The following is a 20,043-nucleotide window of genomic DNA, read 5'->3' as shown; positions in this document are numbered from 1 at the left end:
AATATTATTTTATATTGAAAAAATAAATACGTCAAAATTATTTTACGGAAATTATAAAAATCATATTATATATAGATTAGTAAACTACTGAAATAATGCCCCCTAAAAGCGAAAAACGTGTTTCTATCTGTGAGTTTATAAGAAAGGATGACGTTTTTATTTCTATTTGTATGTGTGATAAATTACACCTATTTCCTTGAGAATTTTAAAAATCCTCATCCCCAATACCATACGAGTTGTTGCTACGGGTCTTGGTTTTGTACAAAAAATCGATAGAAACCAAGAAAATGATTTTATATCTTTTTATGTTTAGAGGAATTAAAAAATCACTACCCCCCCTTCATATACGTGTAATATACAGGGATTTATAACTTGATATAGAACATAAAAAGGAGATGTTTATATTATAAATAAAATGATATATATAAGTGGAGGGTTAGAAAATGAAAATTGCAATAGTCTGCTTCGATAACTTTACTGATATAGATGTTTTTCTACCATGGGATTTATTAAATCGTGTACGTTTAGTCGGTGGTCTTTCTGATTGGGATGTACAGCTTTTAGGAACGGAAGAAACTCATATATCTATGTCTGGCTTGCGTATTCCCATGACAGGAAGCATATCTGATATCCCTTTTGCCGACGCTGTAATATTTGCAAGTGGTAAAGGTGTAAAGGATTTATATAAAAACCAACAATATATTAATAGCATTCATGTAGATCCTCAAAGACAATTAATAGGATCTATGTGCTCTGGTTCACTACTATTAGGAGCTAAAAAATTACTAACTGGTAAAAAAGCTACAACATATCCATCCGCAGTAGAACAGCTAAAACAATTTGATGTAGACGTTATTGAGCAAAGTTTCGTAAACGAAGGAAATATCTCGACTGCCGCGGGTTGTTTTGCTGCTCAAGAACTCTCAGCCTGGATTATAAGGACCCTACTTAATGAAGAAATGGTTGATATTGTACTAGAAACTGTTCAGCCAGTAGGAAAAGGTTTATATTTTTAATCTCAAATCAAGTCAAGGAATTGTGGTTGCTCCCCAAAACGATAAAATAAGATTTTTGTTTCAAGTTAACACAAATTTCGTTCTAGAGTGCTATAAAAATTCAACTTGATGATGGCGTGCACCATTTATAAATAAAAAACCCGTGAATAGTTCACGGGTTTTACTTTAATAACTAATTGCAATTGTACCTTCACCTGCATGAACCGCAAATGAAATTGGTAATGGATATAATTTGAAATCCATTTCAGGGAATGCTTGTCTAATATCTGCAATCCATTCTTCAGCTCCAGCTTTATCGTTAGCATGGAACATGTGAAGTACTTTTGGTAATTCTTTTTCAAGTTCATTTTTAATATATTCTCGACATTTTTGGATTTTACGAACTTTCTTTTCAAGTAAAAGCTCTCCACCTTTTACTTCTAATATTAAGTTGACACTTAATAAACTTCCAAGTAAAAATTGAACTCCCTTTACACGCCCACTTGCATAAAGGCCTTTTAAACTTTTCGGGAATACGTGGAAAGGTCTTCTTTTTTCCTCTACTAATGTTTTGTGTATATCTTGTAAAGTCATACCATCATTGTATAACGATTTCGCTTTTCTAATTAGTTCATCCATTGGATAACTTGTTGTTTCACTGTCTAATACCGTTAATGGAAAACCTGCCATTTCTGCAGCTAACTTCATATTTTGATAGGTTCCACTTACTTTTCCGCTAATAGCAACTGCAAATCCTTCTTCATATTCTTCTTTGCATTTCGAAAATAACTCTACCATTTCCCCTATGTTAGGCTGTGATGTAGTGACAGTTTTACCTTCGTTCAAAGCATTATAAACGCGCTCACGCACACCTTCTTCACAATCTTTGTACGACACACCATCAATAATAACTTCAATTGGGATAACAAAGTTATCTCCTTCTGTTTTAAAACTCGCAGTTGTACTATCAGTAATCCAAGCAACACGATTCATGTTGTTCCTCCCTTAATTCAATTCCTCTTTTCTAATTTTTCTATATATTTATGTTATGAAAAGAGAATATCCCTGTAATAGTAACAGGACTTTATTGTTTTGGCTATAGTAGATGCATATTAAATGTGACTATTTCTTGTCTATTTCACAAATAAAAAAGAAAATCAAGGAATTTGCTCGATTTTCTTCTTATCATATACTATTTAAAAGTTTCATTATCTAAAATTACTACATAATCATTCGTTAATCGTCCAGCTTCTTTTGTATAACTAACAAGCCTTTGTATATTATCACAGCAAATTTTTGCTCCCCATACGAGTAACGGTACGCCAATAAAATCAATATGGAACCTTCTAGAAAACAGCCCACCGAAAGTCATCGGTAAAGGCACTGTTGGTGATGTATTAGAAAATATAATCTTTTCATGGCTTTGATAATGTTTTTGCAAGATTTCTCCTAAATGCTTCATCGCAGGTACAACAACTTTTGATGCGCCGCATCCAATCGTATATACAGGATGACCATGTTCATCGATTCCATGAAAAATAATTTTTCCCATATCTTCTGTTTTCAATTTATTAAAGTAATCTACATTCAAAATTTCTTCTTTCGTTAACTTACGATCCGTTGGTAGTTTATTTAAATGATACGCTGCAGCTAGTGAGGTAGTATGTGTTCCACCAAAATCTGTGTAAATGTATATCATATTATCATCCCTTGTTGTAAAAGTTCAATGTTAATTAGTATTACCGTTCTTAGCAATGTTAAACAAGGGGTGTTACTTGTCCCATATGAATAATGGACTGGATTGTTACAAACCACAACAAAGCCGAAATGAGCCAAATACGGTTTATTTTCACTTTTCGTTCTTTACTTTGCATCAAAACAATAATAAGAACAACAAGTAAAATATCCATTTAGAATCCTCCTATAAACTTGTTTATCTTTAAAGCTTATATTCTCCCCTTCTCATCAGCCTTAAGCATTATTTATAAAAATAAAAAGACGTACTTTTTACTCGTACGCCTTTAATAACTCGTTTAAACTCCTATTTATCAACTAATTCCATACCTTTAGAATTAGTTTTACCCAACACTCGAATGTTAAATTTATTAATGGCTTTTAAAAAGATATTATAAATACAATATCCAAAAATAGAACCTAGAACATTACAGATCACATCATCAATATCAGTAATACGTCCCACTCCACTAAATAACGACTCAATTAATTGTAGCAATTCAATACTAGCTGATATAGAAAATCCTAATAAAATTGTATTTTTGAATTTCTTATATTTATCCCATAGGATAGGTGCTAAAAATCCTAAAGGCATTAATAATAAAATATTCCCGCCTACATTTCTTACAATTAGACCAATCATAAATAGGGCATCTCCATCATAAGCACTACCAATTTGATTGATGTCTTTAATAATTGATGCAAATGGTATTATATTGACCGAGCGATTCAGATTTTCAATATTAGAAGGAAAACCGATTGGTAAAGGGAATAAAGTTACTGCAACAACCATACAAATGTAGACCACGAATAAAAAACTTACTAGTTCTTTCCACCAAATCACATATTTTTTATTTTTGGTACCAATTAATATTCCACGTACAATTAAATAACAAATAACCCCTAAAATAATAAACAAACTACCGTTGATCATATACAAATTGTTAACACATCCTTTCATATGAAGTAATAATTAAAATTTACAACTATATAGTAATGTTTTTTTATTTAAAAATCCATATATTTATATATAATTGTGCGGAATTACAAAAAACCCTTATTAAATGAATATAGGGTTCCTCGTTAACTAAAATATTTTTCAAAACAGAAACAAGCATGAACCCGTTTAAATTATTTTCGCATCTCTTCTTTTATATCCATATAATTAAAAAGCTCTTTCTATTTCTGTCATTAATTTTTCGGGTCCTGCCCCTTTATTCGATGGAATAACTAAAGTGATTCCTAATTCTGGATATATGGCCGAGCGAAAACTGACGCCTGGATCATATCCCATTACATGATATTTGAATACCTTGTTTTCTCGTGTTTCAATCCATATTCCATATCCGTAAGACTGTTTATCATTTACATGAATGTGGGGAGTTAAAAGTAACTTTGTATATTCCTTTCCTAAAATTTCATTATTAAATAGTGCCGCCCAAAATTTCAACATGTCTGGTGCAGTAACATATGCACCTCCATCAGCTCCTCCTTTTATTGGTATAGAGTAGACGTTTGTTCTCCAATTTTGGTTGGTTTCGTCCTTTATATATCCTAGAGCTGTATGTCTTGGTAATCTATCTAACGAAAAATAGCCAGAATCATTCATACCAATCGAATTAAAAATGTTTGTTTCTATATACTCCGTGAATTTAAGTCCCGTCTGTTCTTCTATTATTAATCCAAGTATAATAAAACCTGCGTTGTTGTAGTGAAACTTATTTCCAGGTGCAAACATCATATTATTGTTTTGAAATAATGGTAAAAAGTCTTTTACGCTCTTTAATAGATACATAGGTGTTTGTTTCCAAAGGTCTTCGAAGTTATCCATAATACTTTCATCAAAATAATCTGGTATACCAGCACTATGCGTTAGTAGTTGATGTATTGTAATATCTTCATCGAAGTTTGGAAATTTTATCTCTAGACAATCTTTTAATTTTGTATGAAAAGAAATAACACCTTTTTCAACAAGTTGACAGATGCCAATTGCAGTGAAGATTTTACATCCTGAGGCAATGCCAAATCTTGTTTGTATCGTATTGTTTATACATTCACTTTGGTTTGCGTAACCCAATGCTGTTTCATAGACTAAATCTTTTTCTTTTTTTACTAAAACTACTCCAGAGAAATCTATTTTCTTTTGTATTTCTTTTACAATTTTATCAATTTCATCTTTTGTTTTTATCACGACAACCACCCTTATCTTTCGGTATTGTTCTTTCCTCTTATTAATTTTTCCATATAAAGAGGAAAGAACCCTCTTATTAAATACGATAAATTGTTAATGAGAACACAAAGTTCATTTCGAAGTTATCCCGCTATTTATGAGCAGTAAGACCCCCATCTCAAAATTCAGTAGAAGCAAAGAAATGAGGTGGGGGCCCTGCTGCCCGTAAAAGCCCGATTGGTGAGGGCTAATAATCAGCGGAGGATGCCCCCCTGATTAAAGTTTCACTTTATTGATTCAGTAGAATACAACTTAGATTGTGATGGGAATAAAGTAAACACACACAAGACGATAGTAATAAATAACATGATCAATGAACCTACAATAACTACAAGTTGTATAGAAATGAACTGAGTCGCAACACCAGATAATATTGTAATAAAGATTGTTACTAACGCAATAACAAGTCCATATATACTCCCGATCCGTCCCATTATATGAACGGGAACGTTATTTTGGTAAAATGTATAAAATCCTGTATTTGCATATGCCATAGAGAAAGATAAAATAAAGAATCCAATAGCAGCTATTAAAAATACATTTGAAAAAGCATAAATTAAATAACCAATTGCGATGAATAGTGATCCTATTCCAATTAGAAATGAAGGTGCTAATTTCTTTGATAAAATTGTATTTGTTATGGCACCTAAAATAAATCCTGCACCAGCTATACTAACTAGAAAACCGTATTCACTATCTGTTAGTAGTAATACCTCTTTCGCAAACGATAGTTCAAGTGAATCAGTAGCAGTTGCTAATACGAACATACTTTGAAATAAGAAATACACACATACGACATACACATGTTTTCTACTAAAATTTATAACAGTGTTCCAATCTTTTTTTAATACTGTAAGTGATAATGTATTACTAGTTGTATCCGAATCTTCTTTCTTATCAAGATTCGGTAAAAGTAATGTAATGAATCCTGATAAGAGAAATGCTATAGCATTCATATATATAGCAAACTCTGGTGTACCTGCAATTAATAATCCCCCCGCTACTGCTGGTCCAATTAATGATGCACCAGATCCTATTAAAGTACGTAATGAGTTGAAACGTTGTCTTTGCTCTACTGGAATTAATTTCGTCATATACGTCATAGCAGTTGGCTCATAAATTGCACTGGCCATACTTATAAAGAATACGAATACATAAACAATCCAAAGTGACGGAAGTAAAGGTAAAATAGCGATAAATAACGCACGATATATATCGAGGTGAATCATTAATTTCCGTTTATTTAAACGATCAATCATACTCCCAGACCAAGCGTTTGTAAATAAAGTGGCTAATGGTTTTATTACATATAAAGTAGCAACAGCTAAGGCTGAGCCACCCATATTATAGACAAGTACATTCAGTGCTATTAAGTAAATCCATGCCCCTAAATTCGCAATACCAACTCCGGACAATAGTAATAAAGGATATTTCCAATCTTTAAGTAAATTTTTCATTTTTGGCCCCCGCTTTCAAAATTGTTTTACAACAATAAAAAAATCCCACCCCCAAGACTTTTAATCTTAGGGACGAGATTTATCATCGCGGTGCCACCCTAGTTTGTTAATATGTCACCATACTAACCTTATCAGGTACTGCATTCTAATTCATGCTTATACCATAGCTCTATAACGGGAGCTCCCGTCACACCATCCCCTAATAATAGGTTCCGATGTGCTGCTCAGAGGCTTGGTTCAATAAAGAATTTTTACTCCTTTTCAGCTACATGGAGCTCTCTGTGAAAAATTCATTTTATTTACTCTTCTCTTCACTGCATTTATTTTTTCCATATTATCACATATAAATTTAACTGTAAATAAACAATAATCAGATATTTAATAACGTGTCACTGTTAGTTCTTTTATTTATTATTTTTTCTAAAAATTACGGTGCGTGAAATTACTCGCAACTCTAAAGAAAGAGCTATTTGCATATAGCTCTTTCCAAATGCCTGGATTAATTCGTATTCGCCTCTGTTAACGGTTGTAACGGCGGTTCTAATTCTAGTTCTAGTGTATCTCCTTCTTGTAAATCTTGTCCTTTTTCAATACTTTGACTCGTTACATAACCCGTACCAGAAGTTTTCAAATCTAATTTCAAAAGTTTAGAGAAATGCATAACATCACGCATGGACCACCCTTTTACATTTGGCATTTGTGCGTTATTCCCTAGTAAAAATATACGATCACCTTCACTCATTACCTCGCCAGACTGTGGATATTGTTTTATTATTTTTCCTTCTCCTAAAATTACCGGCTGTAGCTTCTCTTTTTCTACACTTTTCTCTATTGTATCCATCGATTGATTTACATAATTTTGTACTTTTAATTCAGATTGTTTCGCTGCATCAGCTATTTGTTTTTCTGTATACGGTTTCACCTTTAAATATTCAAGGCTGTTTTTTATAACAGGTTTAAATATTTCAGCAAGAGGCTGAGCTCCATACTCATCTCCTTTTAACTTTGGCTGCTTAATAGCTAAGTATACGATTAACTCCGGATCGTCAATTGGAGCCATTCCTAAAAAGGAGAAAATGTAATTCTCTTTCCCTTCCATATATCGGCCATTTTCAGGATTCGGGATTTGTGCTGTTCCTGTCTTACCTCCAATTGGATAACCATCCACTTTATACATTGTACCAGTTCCTTTTGAAGATGTTATAACACGCTCCATTAAGCTTCTAACCTTGTCCGCTGTTTCTTTTTTTATCGGATTCCCAATTTCTTTCGGTTGATTTTCCATAATAACTTCTTTGTTTGTTGGATTTACAACTTTATCAACGATATATGGTTGCATCATTTTCCCGTCATTTGCTATAGCAGTAGCCGCTTGGATTAATTGAATCGGAGTTACTGTAGAACCTTGACCGAAAGAAGTTGTAACCTGTTGAATTTGTGTATTTAATAATAAAGTATTTTTCCTTTCTCCAGGTAAATCTATCCCTGTTTTTTGATTGAATCCAAATTTATTCATATATTGCTTAAATTTATTTGGTTTCAGTAACTGATCTTCTAAAATAGAAAAAGCTACGTTTGATGACCTTTCAAATCCTTCATCAAATGTAATTGATCCCCATCCAAATCCACCATTATGGTCTTTTATATCAGATGAACCAACGGAATATTTTCCAGATTGAAAATATTCTTTTCCGTTATATACACCTTCATTAATGGCAGCTGCTAATGTAAAAACTTTCATTGTTGAACCTGGTTCATATGCATTTGCAATCGGGTCATTTAAAAAGTATTCGATATCACCTACATTAGGATTGTAACTAGGTTTACTAGACATCGCTAAAACCTTTCCTGTTTTTGGATCAGCAATAATGCCAATTAACATAGAAGGATCATAATGTTCTTGCGCTTTGTTCATCGCTTCTTCTAAAAAACTATTAATTTGTTTATCAAGCGTTAAATATACGTTATTCCCATTTTTAGCTGGTTCTACTTTACCTATATCATTTGTAAGCGGAATTCCCCTTCGTGTACCCACATATTCTATATTTCCGTTTGTAGAGTGCAAATATTTATCCAAACTCTTTTCAAGCCCAAACTTCCCTTCCGTATTCCCTTTATCATCTGGTCTAGCAAAACCAAGTATATAGGATGCAAAGTCTTCATTCGGATACACTCTTGCTTTTTCCGACATAAAAGATACACCTGGTATTTTTAAATCATTAATTTTTTCCTTCTTTTCCCTAGATAAGTTCCGACCAATTTTCCCAATTTCAACTTGCGTACGCCCTTCATGAAAGTTTTTTAATACTTCTTCTTTATCAATTTCAAGCGCATCGGCTAATTGTTGTGCGGTTTCATCTTTATTTTTCACTTTATCTTTTCCTTTTAAATTCACAACAACTCGATACGTTGTAGAATCTTGTACTAACACCTTTCCGGTTTGATCATAGATAGTGCCACGATTCGCTTCTAAAACACCTTTTTTATTATGTTGTTCATTCGCGAGATCCTTTACATTCACATTATGCACGACTCCTACTGCCTGAATATAGAATATACGCAAAATCATAATAAGAAACAAAACAATAAAAGCAATCATCATATATCGAGCGCCTTTATTCGTTTGGAGTTTTTGCATACTTATCTCCTCTCTTTTGGAATGGATTCGTACGAAGATCCGTTTTAAAATTTGTAGTTTTTGTTTACGATACTATATGTTTCGAAGTTTTCTTTTTAATTCCTTTAAAACAATGCAAAACTAACTGTTGTTATTTTGTGTTATTATTTTATATATTTAAAATACGGTGCGTGAAATTTCAGAATATTAACTTCACCAAAACTTGATTGCATAGCACTCTAAACTCTTTTCTTATTTACTATAAAAAGTTCCCCTCTGGATTTCCAAAGGGGAACTTTTTATAAGAAAATTATGCAATATGGTTATATTTTGCTAAGAAAGGAATTCGTCTCGCTACTAATGCATACATTTTGAATACGAATTTCGCTATTGGTTCAAACATACGTGTACTTTGCATTACTAAAGCACTCGTAATAAGTGTTAAGAATGCTGCACCAAGTATATCTAAAGGATAATGAACACCTACATACATACGTGATATACCGACTAACACTGCCCATAATAGCGCGATATATTTCAGTTTTTCTCCTCTAAGAATAAATACGAAGGCGATTGAAAATACAAGTACAGAATGATCACTAACAAATGATGAATCTGCTGCATGTGGTACTAATTGATGTACATCATGTGATACGAACGGACGCGGATGGTAATATACCGCATGTATAAGAACATTTACTACTAATGCAATAATAACCGAAAGCGTCGTATATAAAACTGTATATTGTTTTCTAATTGCATTCTCTTTCTTTCCATTATTAAACCATAAGATAAGCATAAATAAAATGGCTACGTATGCAGCGCTATTTGTAATTGCAACCATTATCGTATCTAATAGTTTGGATGAATCAGCAAAATTATTAAACCACTGAAATACTGTGTAATTCATAATACTCTCTCCCTACTTACAAGTGTTCTTGATTTACACAGTATACAATACCATTATGAAAATGGGCTTAAACTTTTCTCATCTAATTCTCATTTTACTATTACTCATGTGACAATTATAAAACAAATTTTATACGCTATTTATGTATAAAGTTCGTAAACCTTTATAATAAGGCGATTCGTATTTTTTTCATGTTTGGAATACATAACATGTTCATTTAAATATACTAATTGTAAAATCATATTTTTTAATTCATTTGAAGTACAATATTTCCAAATTGTTCTCCATGTTCCATACGGCTTAGTGCTCGAATTGCTTCTTCTAACGAGTAAACTTTATCAATAATTGGTTTAATTTGATGTTTTTCTATAAACTTTATCATCTCATTAAATTCCTCACGGCTACCCATGGATGTTCCCATAATATCAATTTGATTGTAAAATAGCGCGCGTAATGGTAATTCAATTTTATCTCCTGAGCTTGCACCAAAATTCACGATTCTTCCGTTTGGTTTTAATACATCAAAATATTTCAAAAAAGTTGCTGGACCTATACTATCTATTATTAAATCTACTTTTTCACCTTGTAAGCTCTCTTCCCAATTTCCGGCACTATGAAAAGAAATATCTGCACCATATTTTGCAGCAAGTTCCATTTTATTCTCTACCCTTGAAGTAACACTCACTTTTGCGCCAATTGCTTTCGCGAATAACATGGCAAATGTAGCAACACCACCGCCTATTCCCGGAATTAAAACGTGTTCGCCGCGCTTCAATCTACCTTTAGTAAAAAGCGCTCTATATGCAGTTAATGCGGATAAAGATAAAACACCTGATTCTTCCCAAGTAAGATATGACGGCTTTTCTACAACATTTTCAACTGGTACAATTACATATTCAGCAAATGTTCCATCTTTCGGCCCACCTAGCACTTCCGGTAACTCCGGTACTTCAGTAGCATGTTCCCATCCAATACTAGGATTAATAATAACTTCTGTATGTAGTGTAATATTTGAAACTCCTTCTCCTATTTCTGTAACAATTCCTGAGCCATCTGAACCTATTACTAATGGTAGATCCATTTCTTTTCTATTGTTTATAATAAATAAATCCCTATGATTTAACCCTGCAGCTTTTAACTTTATTTTTACTTCACCTGCATTAGGACTTATCTCAGGTAAAAATTTATATTCTAACCCCTCTAATCCTTTTTCATATTGATGTACAATAGCTTTCATTGCTTAATTCCCCCTTAATATTTCCAATGTACTAGAAATATCAAAATAAATAAAATAGTTTGCCTCCAATAATTAGAAATTATATATTTTGTTATGAAAAAAATCCCCTCCCTATAAAAAGTATAGGAAGAGGTTTCAAAACTAGTTAGATCAGAATCTATAAATTCATTGAGTTCTAGCCAATTCTAATATTTTTCGAATAAACGGCGCTTTTGCCTTTGTATATGAAACACGATCAAAAGCATATGTAATAGCAAGCCTCTCCTTTAATTCTCTATATTCTTTACGTGCCCATTCATGGCTTATTAGAAAGTCACGAAATAAAATATTGTTTCTCCACTCATCACTGTTATAAATATAAATATGCAAATGATGAGTACCCGCTCTCCATTTTCCCTTTCTAAAAAAACGCCAATTGGTTGCGTCTTTTGTAACATACTCATATCCAATTTCCGATAGAACTTCAATCCACTTTTCAGTTATTTGCAATTCTGTTACGCCAATCATCATATCAATAAGAGGTTTAGCTCCTAATCCTTCTACTGCTGTGCTCCCTATATGTTCAACAGCGATTATTTCTTGTCCTAACAAGGAACAGAATTTCTCTTCTTCTTTTATATACTCTTCAACCCAGTCTTTTTGATACGGTTTAATAACAATTTGTTGGTCCATTGTACTCACCTCTCTATAAGTATTTATCATTATATTTATAAAATTTTATGTTGTTAGCATAGGATTCCCATAAAATATGTCGAATAGTGGAATGTACAACTTAATTATATTAAATGTGAGGTAATCTATGAAAGATAATTCAGTCGAAATTCAGTTAAATAACGTAACATTCCAATTAAAAGAATATCATAATTTTGATTGGCTTATTAAATTAGGGACCGTATTTGCAGTTTTTGACCAGCAAGATTCAGGGAATATAAGTTTTGGTGTAGAAAAAGATGGGCATAAGAAATTTATCAAATACGCAGGAGCACAAACAATTACATATGAAGGAACAACGGGTGATGCTATTAAAAGGCTAAAAAATTCAGTTACTATCTATGAAGATTTAAAGCATGAATCGCTCATAAGACTAATTAATCATTTTCCAGTCCAATCTGGATATGTATTAATTTTCGATTGGTTTGATGGTGAATGTCTTCATTCGCATTGGAGTTTCCCACCTCCTGAAAAATATAAAAATCCAAACTCACCATTTTATAAATTTAGGCATTTATCTGCTATAGAACGAATTCATTCCTTACATTCCATTTTTTCTTTCCATAGTTATGTAGAAAAGAAAAACTATGTAGCAATAGATTTTTATGACGGTAGTATTTTATATAATTTTAATACAAACGAAACAAAAATTTGTGATATAGATTTATACAGTAAGAAACCTTACATAAATAGAATGGGCCGGCTATGGGGTTCCTCCCGTTTTATGTCACCAGAGGAATTTGAACTAAACGCAACAATTGATGAAAGAACAAATGTATTTAATATGGGAGCAATGGCTTTCTCACTTTTAGGCGGTGAAAAAGATCGTTCTTTTATAAAATGGGAAGCAAGTAAGGAATTATATGAGGTAGCGTATCGCGCTGTAAATGCCAATCGAGCAGAACGGTATGCATCAGTTATAGAATTCTATGAAGCGTGGTTAAAAGCGGCTAATGCGGAAAGGATATAACCCTAAATTATTAAAAGAAATATAGAGTTTATACTATTATCATGTATATCAAGAATGATTGTATGAGCATTTCATATTAGTATGTTCTAATTGATTATGGCTATTATTAAGGAAGACATATCAGCGATAATTTATGTCTATTTTGTATGAGTGTTAGCAAGTTCGTTTGCAAACTTGTTAGCACTTTTTTGTTTAGATGATTCACACATTCCTTCTTAATAAACTGTTTATAAATGAATTCAATGTTAAGGATATAAAGAGGTATTCAAAACAGCAGACGCTATGGATGAAGCTTTAGACCGTATGGAGAATATAAAAGTACCTGATAAGTACAAGGACATTAACAAACTTGTGTTAGAAGGCGTAACAGATGCAAGAAAAGGAACAAAGATAATACTAGACGCTAATAAAGAAGATGGAAAAGAGATGGAATTAGCTATACTTAAAAGCAATCCACATATGTCAGGTGTAGAAGGTGAACAGTGGGATAAGGCAATTTATGAATTAAATCAGGAAACTAAAGATGCTTATGCTAAAGCACTTGATAAGAAAATGGAAGAACATGCAAAGTGATAGAGTAACTTATAACGATACATACTTGATATATTATTTGATTTAGGGGGCATCTTCATGAAAGTTGTGCGCTCTATATTTAAAGCTTTTCGTTTAATAGGTTTATTTGTAAAACCCGTACTGCTGATAACGATCTTCCTATTCTTTAAGTTTATATCACATCACTTGCAACTCATTTTATATTGATATATTTTCATTTGCTATATCACACCACTTACCCATATCTTATATTGTGTGTAACTGAGTCTATCAATGAATCCCTTGCTATCAGTAATTTCATTTAACTTTTTCCTTTGAGTTACACAGTACGAAATTTATGAGTAACTGTATAGGGATACCAACACATACCTATCAAGCTAAGATTTTGAGACATCCCCATTACGAGAAATTTACCTTTTTACAGTTATTTATGAGAATTCAACTCATTTTTTCGTTTTGGAGGAAAATCAATTTTTTAAGTTGATGGCGATGGGGTAGCACCACATCGTTATCAACTTAAAAAAAGTAAATGCCCCCAAAACGAAAATTTTATTGTTTTACAGCTATATATGAGGAGTTAGATCGATTTTTTCGTTTTGAGGAACAACAAATTTCTTAACTTGATGGGCATACAGCGAACCCCATCAGATATATAAATCTAACTATAATAAGACCTCTGGAAAAAATCTGAAGATGACAGCTTTTTATTGCTTATATTGAGGCTCATCTTGTTGAACCTCCTGAACACGTGGTTCTAAAGAATCAATAATTGTCTGCGCTTGCTGAGCAGCATTTTGATACAGTTGTTTTGCTTGCTGATTGTCAGTATCAAGAGCAAATCCTTCTAAACATGCTTGAGCACTTTTTAATCCAGAAATAGTTTGCTTAAGCTTAGTAATTACTGTCATAATCAAATCCCTCCTTATAATTATGAATTTCCTACTTAGAATAGCTATTTTCTACTAGAAATATGATTTCTAAATTCTGGTTATCTTTATAGAAGGGGGATTGCCCCCATTAATTATTATGAACAGCTGGAATTTGTGTGATTTTTGATATTCTCAAGCAATGTAATGATGCTTACATATTTTAAGTGCTAATTAAGATAATATAATGTGTGTAATTTAGCATTAGAAGATTTAGGAATCATTCATTTATGAAAAGGAGGAGACAAAATGACTATTTTTACATTAGGTAAAAAGGTTCCAAACTTTACACTCCCTGAAATAACTGGACAGGAATTTTCTTTAGAAACCTATCTTAAAGAATCTAAGGGTTGGAAATTAATTATTTTTTTTAGAGGAGCTTGGTGCCCAGTTTGCGTCCATGATCTGAAGGATCTTGAAGAGAGTAAAGGTTTCTTTGAAGGGAAAAATGTACATCTTATTACTGTGTCTACTGACAAGTTAGAAAATTTAAAGAAGATGGCATTGGAGAACAACTTATCGTTCCCAATTTTATCAGATGAATCCCTGGTTGCTTTAAAAGCTTACGATGTTTTCTATCATGGTGATGATGCACCTTATGAAGACCACGGTACTCATGGAGAACCTGCGTACTTTCTTGTGGATGAAAATGGACAACTACTATATCAGCAGAGGCAAACCAGTCCATTTGGTCGTCCAACATCGACAGAGCTTAGAAAGATTGTTCAATATATAGGTAAAAATCTAAAGTCTAAATAATTCTATTTATAAGAAAAGAGCAAGCTGTATGCTTGCTCTTTTTAATGATTTTTTAATAACCAGTTAATTTTTAAGCTTAACTAACAACTAGTTTGAATTCAATAGAGGATAGGAAATTGCCTAATTCTGATTTTTGTAATTAGCATTACAGAATTGTTTTTTCACTCTGTTACGATAACAATGCAAACAAAAAAGGAGTGATATACGTGCAAATTTCGGTTAATAAAACAATTAAAATTGGAATTATAGGTGGCATCATTGGTGGGATTATTTTTGGAATAATCATGCAAATGATGGGTAAGATAGCCATGATTGCAGGGATAATGGGAAGCAGCAGCTTACTTAGTGGCTGGATTATTCATATGATGATAAGTATTATTTTTGGCATTACATTCGGATTGTTAACATCCGTTATTAAAAATCGTCTTGTTCTCACTTCTCACAATTGTTTTTGGGGTTGGAATTTGGATAGTGGGTCCTCTTGTAATCATGCCTATAATGATGGGGATGGGAACAAACCTTTTAAATGCTTTTGCTCTTCAGCAATTAATGACCTTAGGAACTCATTTGTTTTTCTCTATAATAGTTGCAATTGCGTTTAAAATCTGTTCAAAAAACAAACATCTTAAAAGGTAACTATTCAATATTTTGCAACGAAAATACACATGCTAGTTCTTATTACTGTGCTAATTTAAAATATAAACCATGTACTATAAGTACATGGTTTATATTTTAAATTAGAGTTGATAAAAATTGAAGTATCTTATTAGATAGCTTGTTGTTGAACGTGAGATTAATTAACGGACGATTAGCGATTCTTTTCCCATTATGCCAAACCATATATAAACGAAAATTTCGCTATAACTCGATTTATTTTTTATAGTAATTAATTATCCCTCAAAAATATGTATGTTTTTCATTTATTTGGATTATCCCTATTTTTTTACCCTTAAAATTTCACGTCCCTTTAAAATGAAGGTTCCATCTACAAATACGTTGGCATTAACTTCTCCTAGTAAACCCCTTATTTCTAATGCAGCATTTAGATCATTAAATAGTTTTTTTCTATAAAATAAATATTACTTTGAATTAGATGTTGTTTTGCTTTAAAACAGCTTAAGCACCCATCCATTGTATATAAAACTGGCTCCACAAAACCACCCCTACCTGGTACTATACTAATTAATTACTTTTATGCAGTAATTTAGATTACAGTAAAAATTACAAAGAACGGTATAATGAAAATAAAAATAGTGAAAGGAATGATTTCAAGTGGATAACTTATTACTTCTTTCACAAATTAGTCTATTAGAAGAATTACCAATGGACGATCTTAAGACCGTTGAAGAATTAAGTGAGATGAAACCTGTTAAAAAAGGAACGATTATATTATCTCCAGATAAGCCAATTGAAGCATTATTTTTTTTAAAGAAAGGTCAAGTACGCTTATTTCGTATGAATCATCATGGAAAACAGTTTACTGTTGATATTTTAACAAGTGGTAATATTTTTGGAGAAACATCTACCTTATCTTTAACAAATGACCAGGTTTATGCTGAAGCAATGACAGATACTTATTTATGTATAATTGCAAGGAATGATTTTGAGGGATTTATTGAAAGGAACCCCAAAATTGCATTGAAATTTATAAATATACTTTCAAACCGTTTAAAAGAAGTTTATAGCTTAAGCGAGAAAATTGCTCTTAGTGATGTTAAATACCGTCTAATATACTTATTATTGAAGTTAAGTGAAAAAACTGGCAGAAGAATAAACGAATGGCAAACCATCAATATGAAATTGACACATGCTGACATTGCAAACATGATTGGTTCTACACGAGAAACGACCAGTGCTATTCTGAGTCAGCTTAAAAAAGATGGTTTGATTAAAAAAGATTTAAACTGGTCTATTAATGCTGAAAAAATCGAGCAACTATTAGAAGAAATTTAAGCAACCTCATCAAAAATCCACTACAAGTGGGATTTTTAATTAGATAAACTTCCTAATATCATTTTGTTACAATATAGGGTAGAACCACTTGCCCATCAAGTTAAGGAGACAAAATTCCCCCAAAATGAAAAAATCGTTATTCTTTCAGTAAAATACTTGAAAGGATAACGATTTTTATGGTTCTCTCGCTTTCTGAATAAGCCCGTTGAATAACTGAGATATGTTTCTTTCTTAAAATTACTGAATTACTTTTGAGCTAGCACTAGGTCTAGCCAGGATTTCGCCTCATTGTACAAAGTTGGATTGTTTTGCGGCGTGTAGTAGGCAAGGATTGCAACTGCCTGTGATACGACCCATCCGCGGGCCCTTGCCAATGTAGCACCGTCCGTACGAGTAGCATCAAGGAACACATCGCGCGCCTCTGGCGAGTGCAACTTCCACGCGACCATTACATCACACGCAGGGTCACCTATTCCCATTGTCCCCCAATCAATCACACCACTAATACGCTTATCACGTACGAGCCAGTTACGTACATCTAGATCGCCGTGATGCCAAACAGGAGGACCGTTCCATGGAGGGGCAGAAAGAGCCGACTCCCATACAGCAGACACCGCGGGATCGCCATTAAATCGTGCTAGCCAATATCGGAAGTCCTTGTCCCGTTGGGCCAAAGGAATGCCGCGTCCTAACGGCCCTCCCGTTGGATCGACTTGTTGCAACGCTAGGACAAACTCTGCGAGATCGCGTGCTGCCTGAATCTCTTCAAGCGCCTCTATCGGCACCGTTTCACCCTTCAGCCACGAATGTATCTCCCAAAACCATGGGTATTCGTTATTTGGGCGCCCCTGAGCGATAGGTACAGGGATTTCAAGCGGGACTAATGGCGCGATTTTGGGTAGCCATAAGAACTCGCTTCCTCCTGGTGTCGTCGGTCCTTCCCTTCTCGCTAGCCGAATGGAATATTCGTCGCCAAGTCGGAAAACGGCATTTACCGTTCCAACTGGCTCCACCTTACGAAGGGGTAACTCTGCCCAGCGGGGGAACTGATCGACAAGCAAACGACGCACAAGTCGCTCTTCAATTTTCAATTCGTCAGCATGCATCTTCTCGGACATCGTATGATCTCTCCTTGGTAGCTCTGACATAAACTTTTATCGACGGAAAATAATAACAATTCTCCGTGCACCAAAAGTCAAAAAGCCACACTTTTTCATTATACAATGCAGTCACAACTAAAAAAAACTTATCTGAACTTATTAAATTGCAACACACTATAGGGGTCAATTTACATTACTATAAACCTTTGATGAATTTATACCTATAACTTATAGAAAGCATTATTCTTTTGTAAAAAATACAGAAAGTATGGCGTTTTGTATGAATCTATCGATTCAAGATAAGTTTCATTTGTTCGCTGAAGAACTACAGCAATATCTATCTCCACATATTCTTCAATAACTTGCACAAAATTCACCTTATAAAGGTTAATTTTGTATGCAGATTTTTAGATAACTGATATCAATCTTTTAGAAAACCGACAAATCTAGTTGAACGGAATTTTACTTAATCTTAGCTTGATGGCGATGTGGTGGGACCCTACATCCATCAACTTAAGAATTTAGAATTACTCTAGAATAAAGTTTTATTGCAAGTTAGCAAAAACTTCATTCTGGAAGTACTATAAAATTTTAAAATAACAATTTTATCCAATAAAAACAACAGCTTAAGCCCATTGTAATTATAGGTCAGAAAACAACTGGCAGATTAACAAGAGAACGAATTTTACTATGATTATAATTTAATTGATCCGGTTTGATTGCTAGGCGAAGGTTAGGAAGCCGCTGTAGCAAAGTACCTAATGCAATTTGTCCTTCTAAACGTGCTAATGGAGCCCCCAAACAGTGATGTATACCAGCCCCAAAGGCTAAATGATTATTCTCTTCTCGTGAAATATTCAATGTTTCCGGATAAGTAAATTTCTGTGGATCAATATTTGCAGCAGTTAGAGAGAGTAGAACTAAATCACCTTTGCGAATCCTTTTTCCATGTATTGTCATATCTTCACTAGCAAGACGGCTAATAAACATAACCGGGCCGGAATAGCGTAATAGTTCGTCAACAGTGGAAGAAATCAGGGAAGGATTTTCCCTTAGTAAATTCATTTGTTCGGGATGTTGAAGTAATGCCAGTACACCATTACTGATTAGATTAACTGTAGTTTCATGTCCAGCGATAATAAGCAGCCAAATTGTCGAGAGAAGCTCGTTATTACTCAACTTGTCTTCTTGCTCTTTTGTTTGAACGAGCTTGCTTATCAAATCAGCATCAGGATTTAGACGCTTTTCGTTAAGCAATACCTCGATGTATTGAATAAACTTTTCAAGTGTTGTTGTAACTGCAGTTCCTTGACTAGGATTCACAGAGGCGTTCATGAGTATTTGTGTCCATTCACGGAACTGGTTTCGATCAGTGACGGGAATCCCGAGCATCTCTGAAATAACAATAATGGGTAGTGGGTAAGCAAAATCTGAAATAATTTCCATCTGTCCTTGTTCCTGTACAGCAACCAACAATTCGTCGGCAATTTGCTGAATACGGGGACGAAGATCCTCTATCATACGTGGTGTAAAGGCTTTAGAGACTAGACGACGTAGGCGAGTATGATCAGGTGGATCTACCGTAAGCATATTTGGCATATTCATCAACCAGTCAAACAGTTTACTCGCAGCTGTATTTTCCGAATTTGGGTGTTGCTTATCATGGGGTGATGTGAATTTCCGTAAATCTTTGATAAAACGAGCATCTTTCAGAATAGTAATCACATCATCATAGTGTAATGCGACCCATGTCCCTCCCATGCCATAAAAGTCATCAATTTGAAAAAAACGCTCTTGTTGCTTGATGAGGTTTTTATAGAACATAATGGGATTACGCATGGTTTCCGGTGAATTCAAATCCTTAAAAGTAAGTTTTTTCACTAATATGCTCC

General features: G+C 33.4%; 18 protein-coding genes, 1 pseudogene and 1 other annotated feature. Of the genes and pseudogenes, 6 read left to right on the top strand and 13 right to left on the bottom strand.

What is annotated here, in order from left to right:
* Window positions 1–443: 443 nt before the first annotated feature.
* Entirely contained in the window at window positions 444–1,016 is a 573-nt protein-coding gene (locus tag ACTFRU_RS01515) for a DJ-1/PfpI family protein (protein WP_000684456.1), read from the top strand.
* Between the two features lie 165 nt (window positions 1,017–1,181).
* On the opposite strand, the gene ACTFRU_RS01510 is transcribed toward ACTFRU_RS01515, so the two are convergent.
* The 10 genes from ACTFRU_RS01510 to ACTFRU_RS01465 form a co-directional block, all read right to left on the bottom strand.
* On the bottom strand, window positions 1,182–1,988 hold the full coding sequence (locus tag ACTFRU_RS01510; RefSeq protein ID WP_001082413.1) for a DegV family protein: 807 nt from the start codon (window positions 1,986–1,988) through the stop codon (window positions 1,182–1,184).
* A gap of 199 nt (window positions 1,989–2,187) precedes the next feature.
* Window positions 2,188–2,694 (bottom strand): DUF3189 family protein, encoded by a 507-nt coding sequence (locus ACTFRU_RS01505; RefSeq protein WP_000639421.1) that lies wholly within the window; start codon window positions 2,692–2,694, stop codon window positions 2,188–2,190.
* A gap of 58 nt (window positions 2,695–2,752) precedes the next feature.
* Complete coding sequence (locus tag ACTFRU_RS01500) at window positions 2,753–2,905, bottom strand: hypothetical protein (protein WP_176327992.1); 153 nt, start codon at window positions 2,903–2,905, stop codon at window positions 2,753–2,755.
* 131 nt (window positions 2,906–3,036) lie between these two features.
* Entirely contained in the window at window positions 3,037–3,669 is a 633-nt protein-coding gene (locus ACTFRU_RS01495; RefSeq protein ID WP_000281844.1) for a VanZ family protein, read from the bottom strand.
* Between the two features lie 225 nt (window positions 3,670–3,894).
* Window positions 3,895–4,920 carry a serine hydrolase domain-containing protein gene (locus ACTFRU_RS01490; protein ID WP_006929662.1) on the bottom strand — a complete coding sequence of 342 codons (1,026 nt, stop codon included), beginning with the start codon at window positions 4,918–4,920 and terminating at the stop codon, window positions 3,895–3,897.
* 263 nt (window positions 4,921–5,183) lie between these two features.
* On the bottom strand, window positions 5,184–6,416 hold the full coding sequence (locus ACTFRU_RS01485) for an MFS transporter (protein ID WP_000793348.1): 1,233 nt from the start codon (window positions 6,414–6,416) through the stop codon (window positions 5,184–5,186).
* A 65-nt stretch (window positions 6,417–6,481) separates the two neighbouring features.
* Window positions 6,482–6,740: a binding site (T-box leader), on the bottom strand.
* Window positions 6,741–6,915: 175 nt separating this feature from the next.
* Window positions 6,916–9,054 (bottom strand): penicillin-binding protein, encoded by a 2,139-nt coding sequence (locus tag ACTFRU_RS01480; RefSeq protein WP_197323761.1) that lies wholly within the window; start codon window positions 9,052–9,054, stop codon window positions 6,916–6,918.
* 289 nt (window positions 9,055–9,343) lie between these two features.
* The gene (locus tag ACTFRU_RS01475) at window positions 9,344–9,943 is read right to left on the bottom strand and encodes an undecaprenyl-diphosphatase (protein WP_001110119.1); all 600 of its coding nucleotides are present in this window, start codon (window positions 9,941–9,943) and stop codon (window positions 9,344–9,346) included.
* A 247-nt stretch (window positions 9,944–10,190) separates the two neighbouring features.
* Entirely contained in the window at window positions 10,191–11,180 is a 990-nt protein-coding gene (locus ACTFRU_RS01470) for a zinc-binding dehydrogenase (protein WP_000644507.1), read from the bottom strand.
* Window positions 11,181–11,345: 165 nt separating this feature from the next.
* Complete coding sequence (locus ACTFRU_RS01465; protein WP_440037415.1) at window positions 11,346–11,852, bottom strand: GrpB family protein; 507 nt, start codon at window positions 11,850–11,852, stop codon at window positions 11,346–11,348.
* 127 nt (window positions 11,853–11,979) lie between these two features.
* Here ACTFRU_RS01465 and ACTFRU_RS01460 point away from each other — a divergent pair, with 127 nt between their 5' ends.
* On the top strand, window positions 11,980–12,861 hold the full coding sequence (locus tag ACTFRU_RS01460) for a protein kinase domain-containing protein (RefSeq protein ID WP_016122589.1): 882 nt from the start codon (window positions 11,980–11,982) through the stop codon (window positions 12,859–12,861).
* 252 nt (window positions 12,862–13,113) lie between these two features.
* Window positions 13,114–13,434: pseudogene (locus tag ACTFRU_RS01455) on the top strand (hypothetical protein); the annotation flags it as partial.
* Window positions 13,435–14,117: 683 nt separating this feature from the next.
* Here the strand turns inward: ACTFRU_RS01455 and ACTFRU_RS01450 are convergent.
* Complete coding sequence (locus ACTFRU_RS01450) at window positions 14,118–14,321, bottom strand: DUF1657 domain-containing protein (protein ID WP_006919911.1); 204 nt, start codon at window positions 14,319–14,321, stop codon at window positions 14,118–14,120.
* Window positions 14,322–14,588: 267 nt separating this feature from the next.
* Between ACTFRU_RS01450 and ACTFRU_RS01445 the strand changes: the two genes are divergently transcribed.
* From ACTFRU_RS01445 to ACTFRU_RS01435, 3 genes are all read left to right on the top strand, one after another.
* A complete protein-coding gene (locus tag ACTFRU_RS01445; protein ID WP_006919912.1) occupies window positions 14,589–15,098 on the top strand; it encodes a peroxiredoxin family protein in 510 nt (169 codons plus the stop codon).
* 206 nt (window positions 15,099–15,304) lie between these two features.
* Window positions 15,305–15,700 carry a hypothetical protein gene (locus ACTFRU_RS01440; protein ID WP_255478125.1) on the top strand — a complete coding sequence of 132 codons (396 nt, stop codon included), beginning with the start codon at window positions 15,305–15,307 and terminating at the stop codon, window positions 15,698–15,700.
* A 670-nt stretch (window positions 15,701–16,370) separates the two neighbouring features.
* On the top strand, window positions 16,371–17,051 hold the full coding sequence (locus ACTFRU_RS01435; protein WP_006919362.1) for a Crp/Fnr family transcriptional regulator: 681 nt from the start codon (window positions 16,371–16,373) through the stop codon (window positions 17,049–17,051).
* Window positions 17,052–17,296: 245 nt separating this feature from the next.
* Here ACTFRU_RS01435 and ACTFRU_RS01430 read toward each other — a convergent pair whose 3' ends face one another.
* Window positions 17,297–18,157: an aminoglycoside phosphotransferase family protein gene (locus tag ACTFRU_RS01430; protein ID WP_284996809.1), complete on the bottom strand. Its 861-nt coding sequence runs from the start codon at window positions 18,155–18,157 to the stop codon at window positions 17,297–17,299.
* 642 nt (window positions 18,158–18,799) lie between these two features.
* Window positions 18,800–20,032: a cytochrome P450 family protein gene (locus tag ACTFRU_RS01425; protein ID WP_440037414.1), complete on the bottom strand. Its 1,233-nt coding sequence runs from the start codon at window positions 20,030–20,032 to the stop codon at window positions 18,800–18,802.
* Window positions 20,033–20,043: the final 11 nt, after the last annotated feature.

It is taken from the genome of Bacillus cereus group sp. MYBK220-1 (assembly GCF_051916445.1).
GTDB classification, from domain to species: Bacteria; Bacillota; Bacilli; order Bacillales; family Bacillaceae_G; genus Bacillus_A; species Bacillus_A cereus.
Note: the sequence above shows the minus strand (reverse complement) of the source record. Positions and strands in the feature narration are given on the sequence as shown.

What these genes read in the sequence shown, in the direction of transcription:
- ACTFRU_RS01470 (WP_000644507.1), bottom strand. Translation starts at nt 11,180, where the DNA reads ATGAAAGCTATTGTACATCAATATGAAAAAGGATTAGAGGGGTTAGAA.
- ACTFRU_RS01460 (WP_016122589.1), top strand. Translation starts at nt 11,980, where the DNA reads ATGAAAGATAATTCAGTCGAAATTCAGTTAAATAACGTAACATTCCAA.
- ACTFRU_RS01485 (WP_000793348.1), bottom strand. Translation starts at nt 6,416, where the DNA reads ATGAAAAATTTACTTAAAGATTGGAAATATCCTTTATTACTATTGTCC.
- ACTFRU_RS01510 (WP_001082413.1), bottom strand. Translation starts at nt 1,988, where the DNA reads ATGAATCGTGTTGCTTGGATTACTGATAGTACAACTGCGAGTTTTAAA.
- ACTFRU_RS01450 (WP_006919911.1), bottom strand. Translation starts at nt 14,321, where the DNA reads ATGACAGTAATTACTAAGCTTAAGCAAACTATTTCTGGATTAAAAAGT.
- ACTFRU_RS01480 (WP_197323761.1), bottom strand. Translation starts at nt 9,054, where the DNA reads ATGCAAAAACTCCAAACGAATAAAGGCGCTCGATATATGATGATTGCT.
- ACTFRU_RS01445 (WP_006919912.1), top strand. Translation starts at nt 14,589, where the DNA reads ATGACTATTTTTACATTAGGTAAAAAGGTTCCAAACTTTACACTCCCT.
- ACTFRU_RS01505 (WP_000639421.1), bottom strand. Translation starts at nt 2,694, where the DNA reads ATGATATACATTTACACAGATTTTGGTGGAACACATACTACCTCACTA.
- ACTFRU_RS01500 (WP_176327992.1), bottom strand. Translation starts at nt 2,905, where the DNA reads ATGGATATTTTACTTGTTGTTCTTATTATTGTTTTGATGCAAAGTAAA.
- ACTFRU_RS01430 (WP_284996809.1), bottom strand. Translation starts at nt 18,157, where the DNA reads ATGCATGCTGACGAATTGAAAATTGAAGAGCGACTTGTGCGTCGTTTG.
- ACTFRU_RS01475 (WP_001110119.1), bottom strand. Translation starts at nt 9,943, where the DNA reads ATGAATTACACAGTATTTCAGTGGTTTAATAATTTTGCTGATTCATCC.
- ACTFRU_RS01465 (WP_440037415.1), bottom strand. Translation starts at nt 11,852, where the DNA reads ATGGACCAACAAATTGTTATTAAACCGTATCAAAAAGACTGGGTTGAA.
- ACTFRU_RS01515 (WP_000684456.1), top strand. Translation starts at nt 444, where the DNA reads ATGAAAATTGCAATAGTCTGCTTCGATAACTTTACTGATATAGATGTT.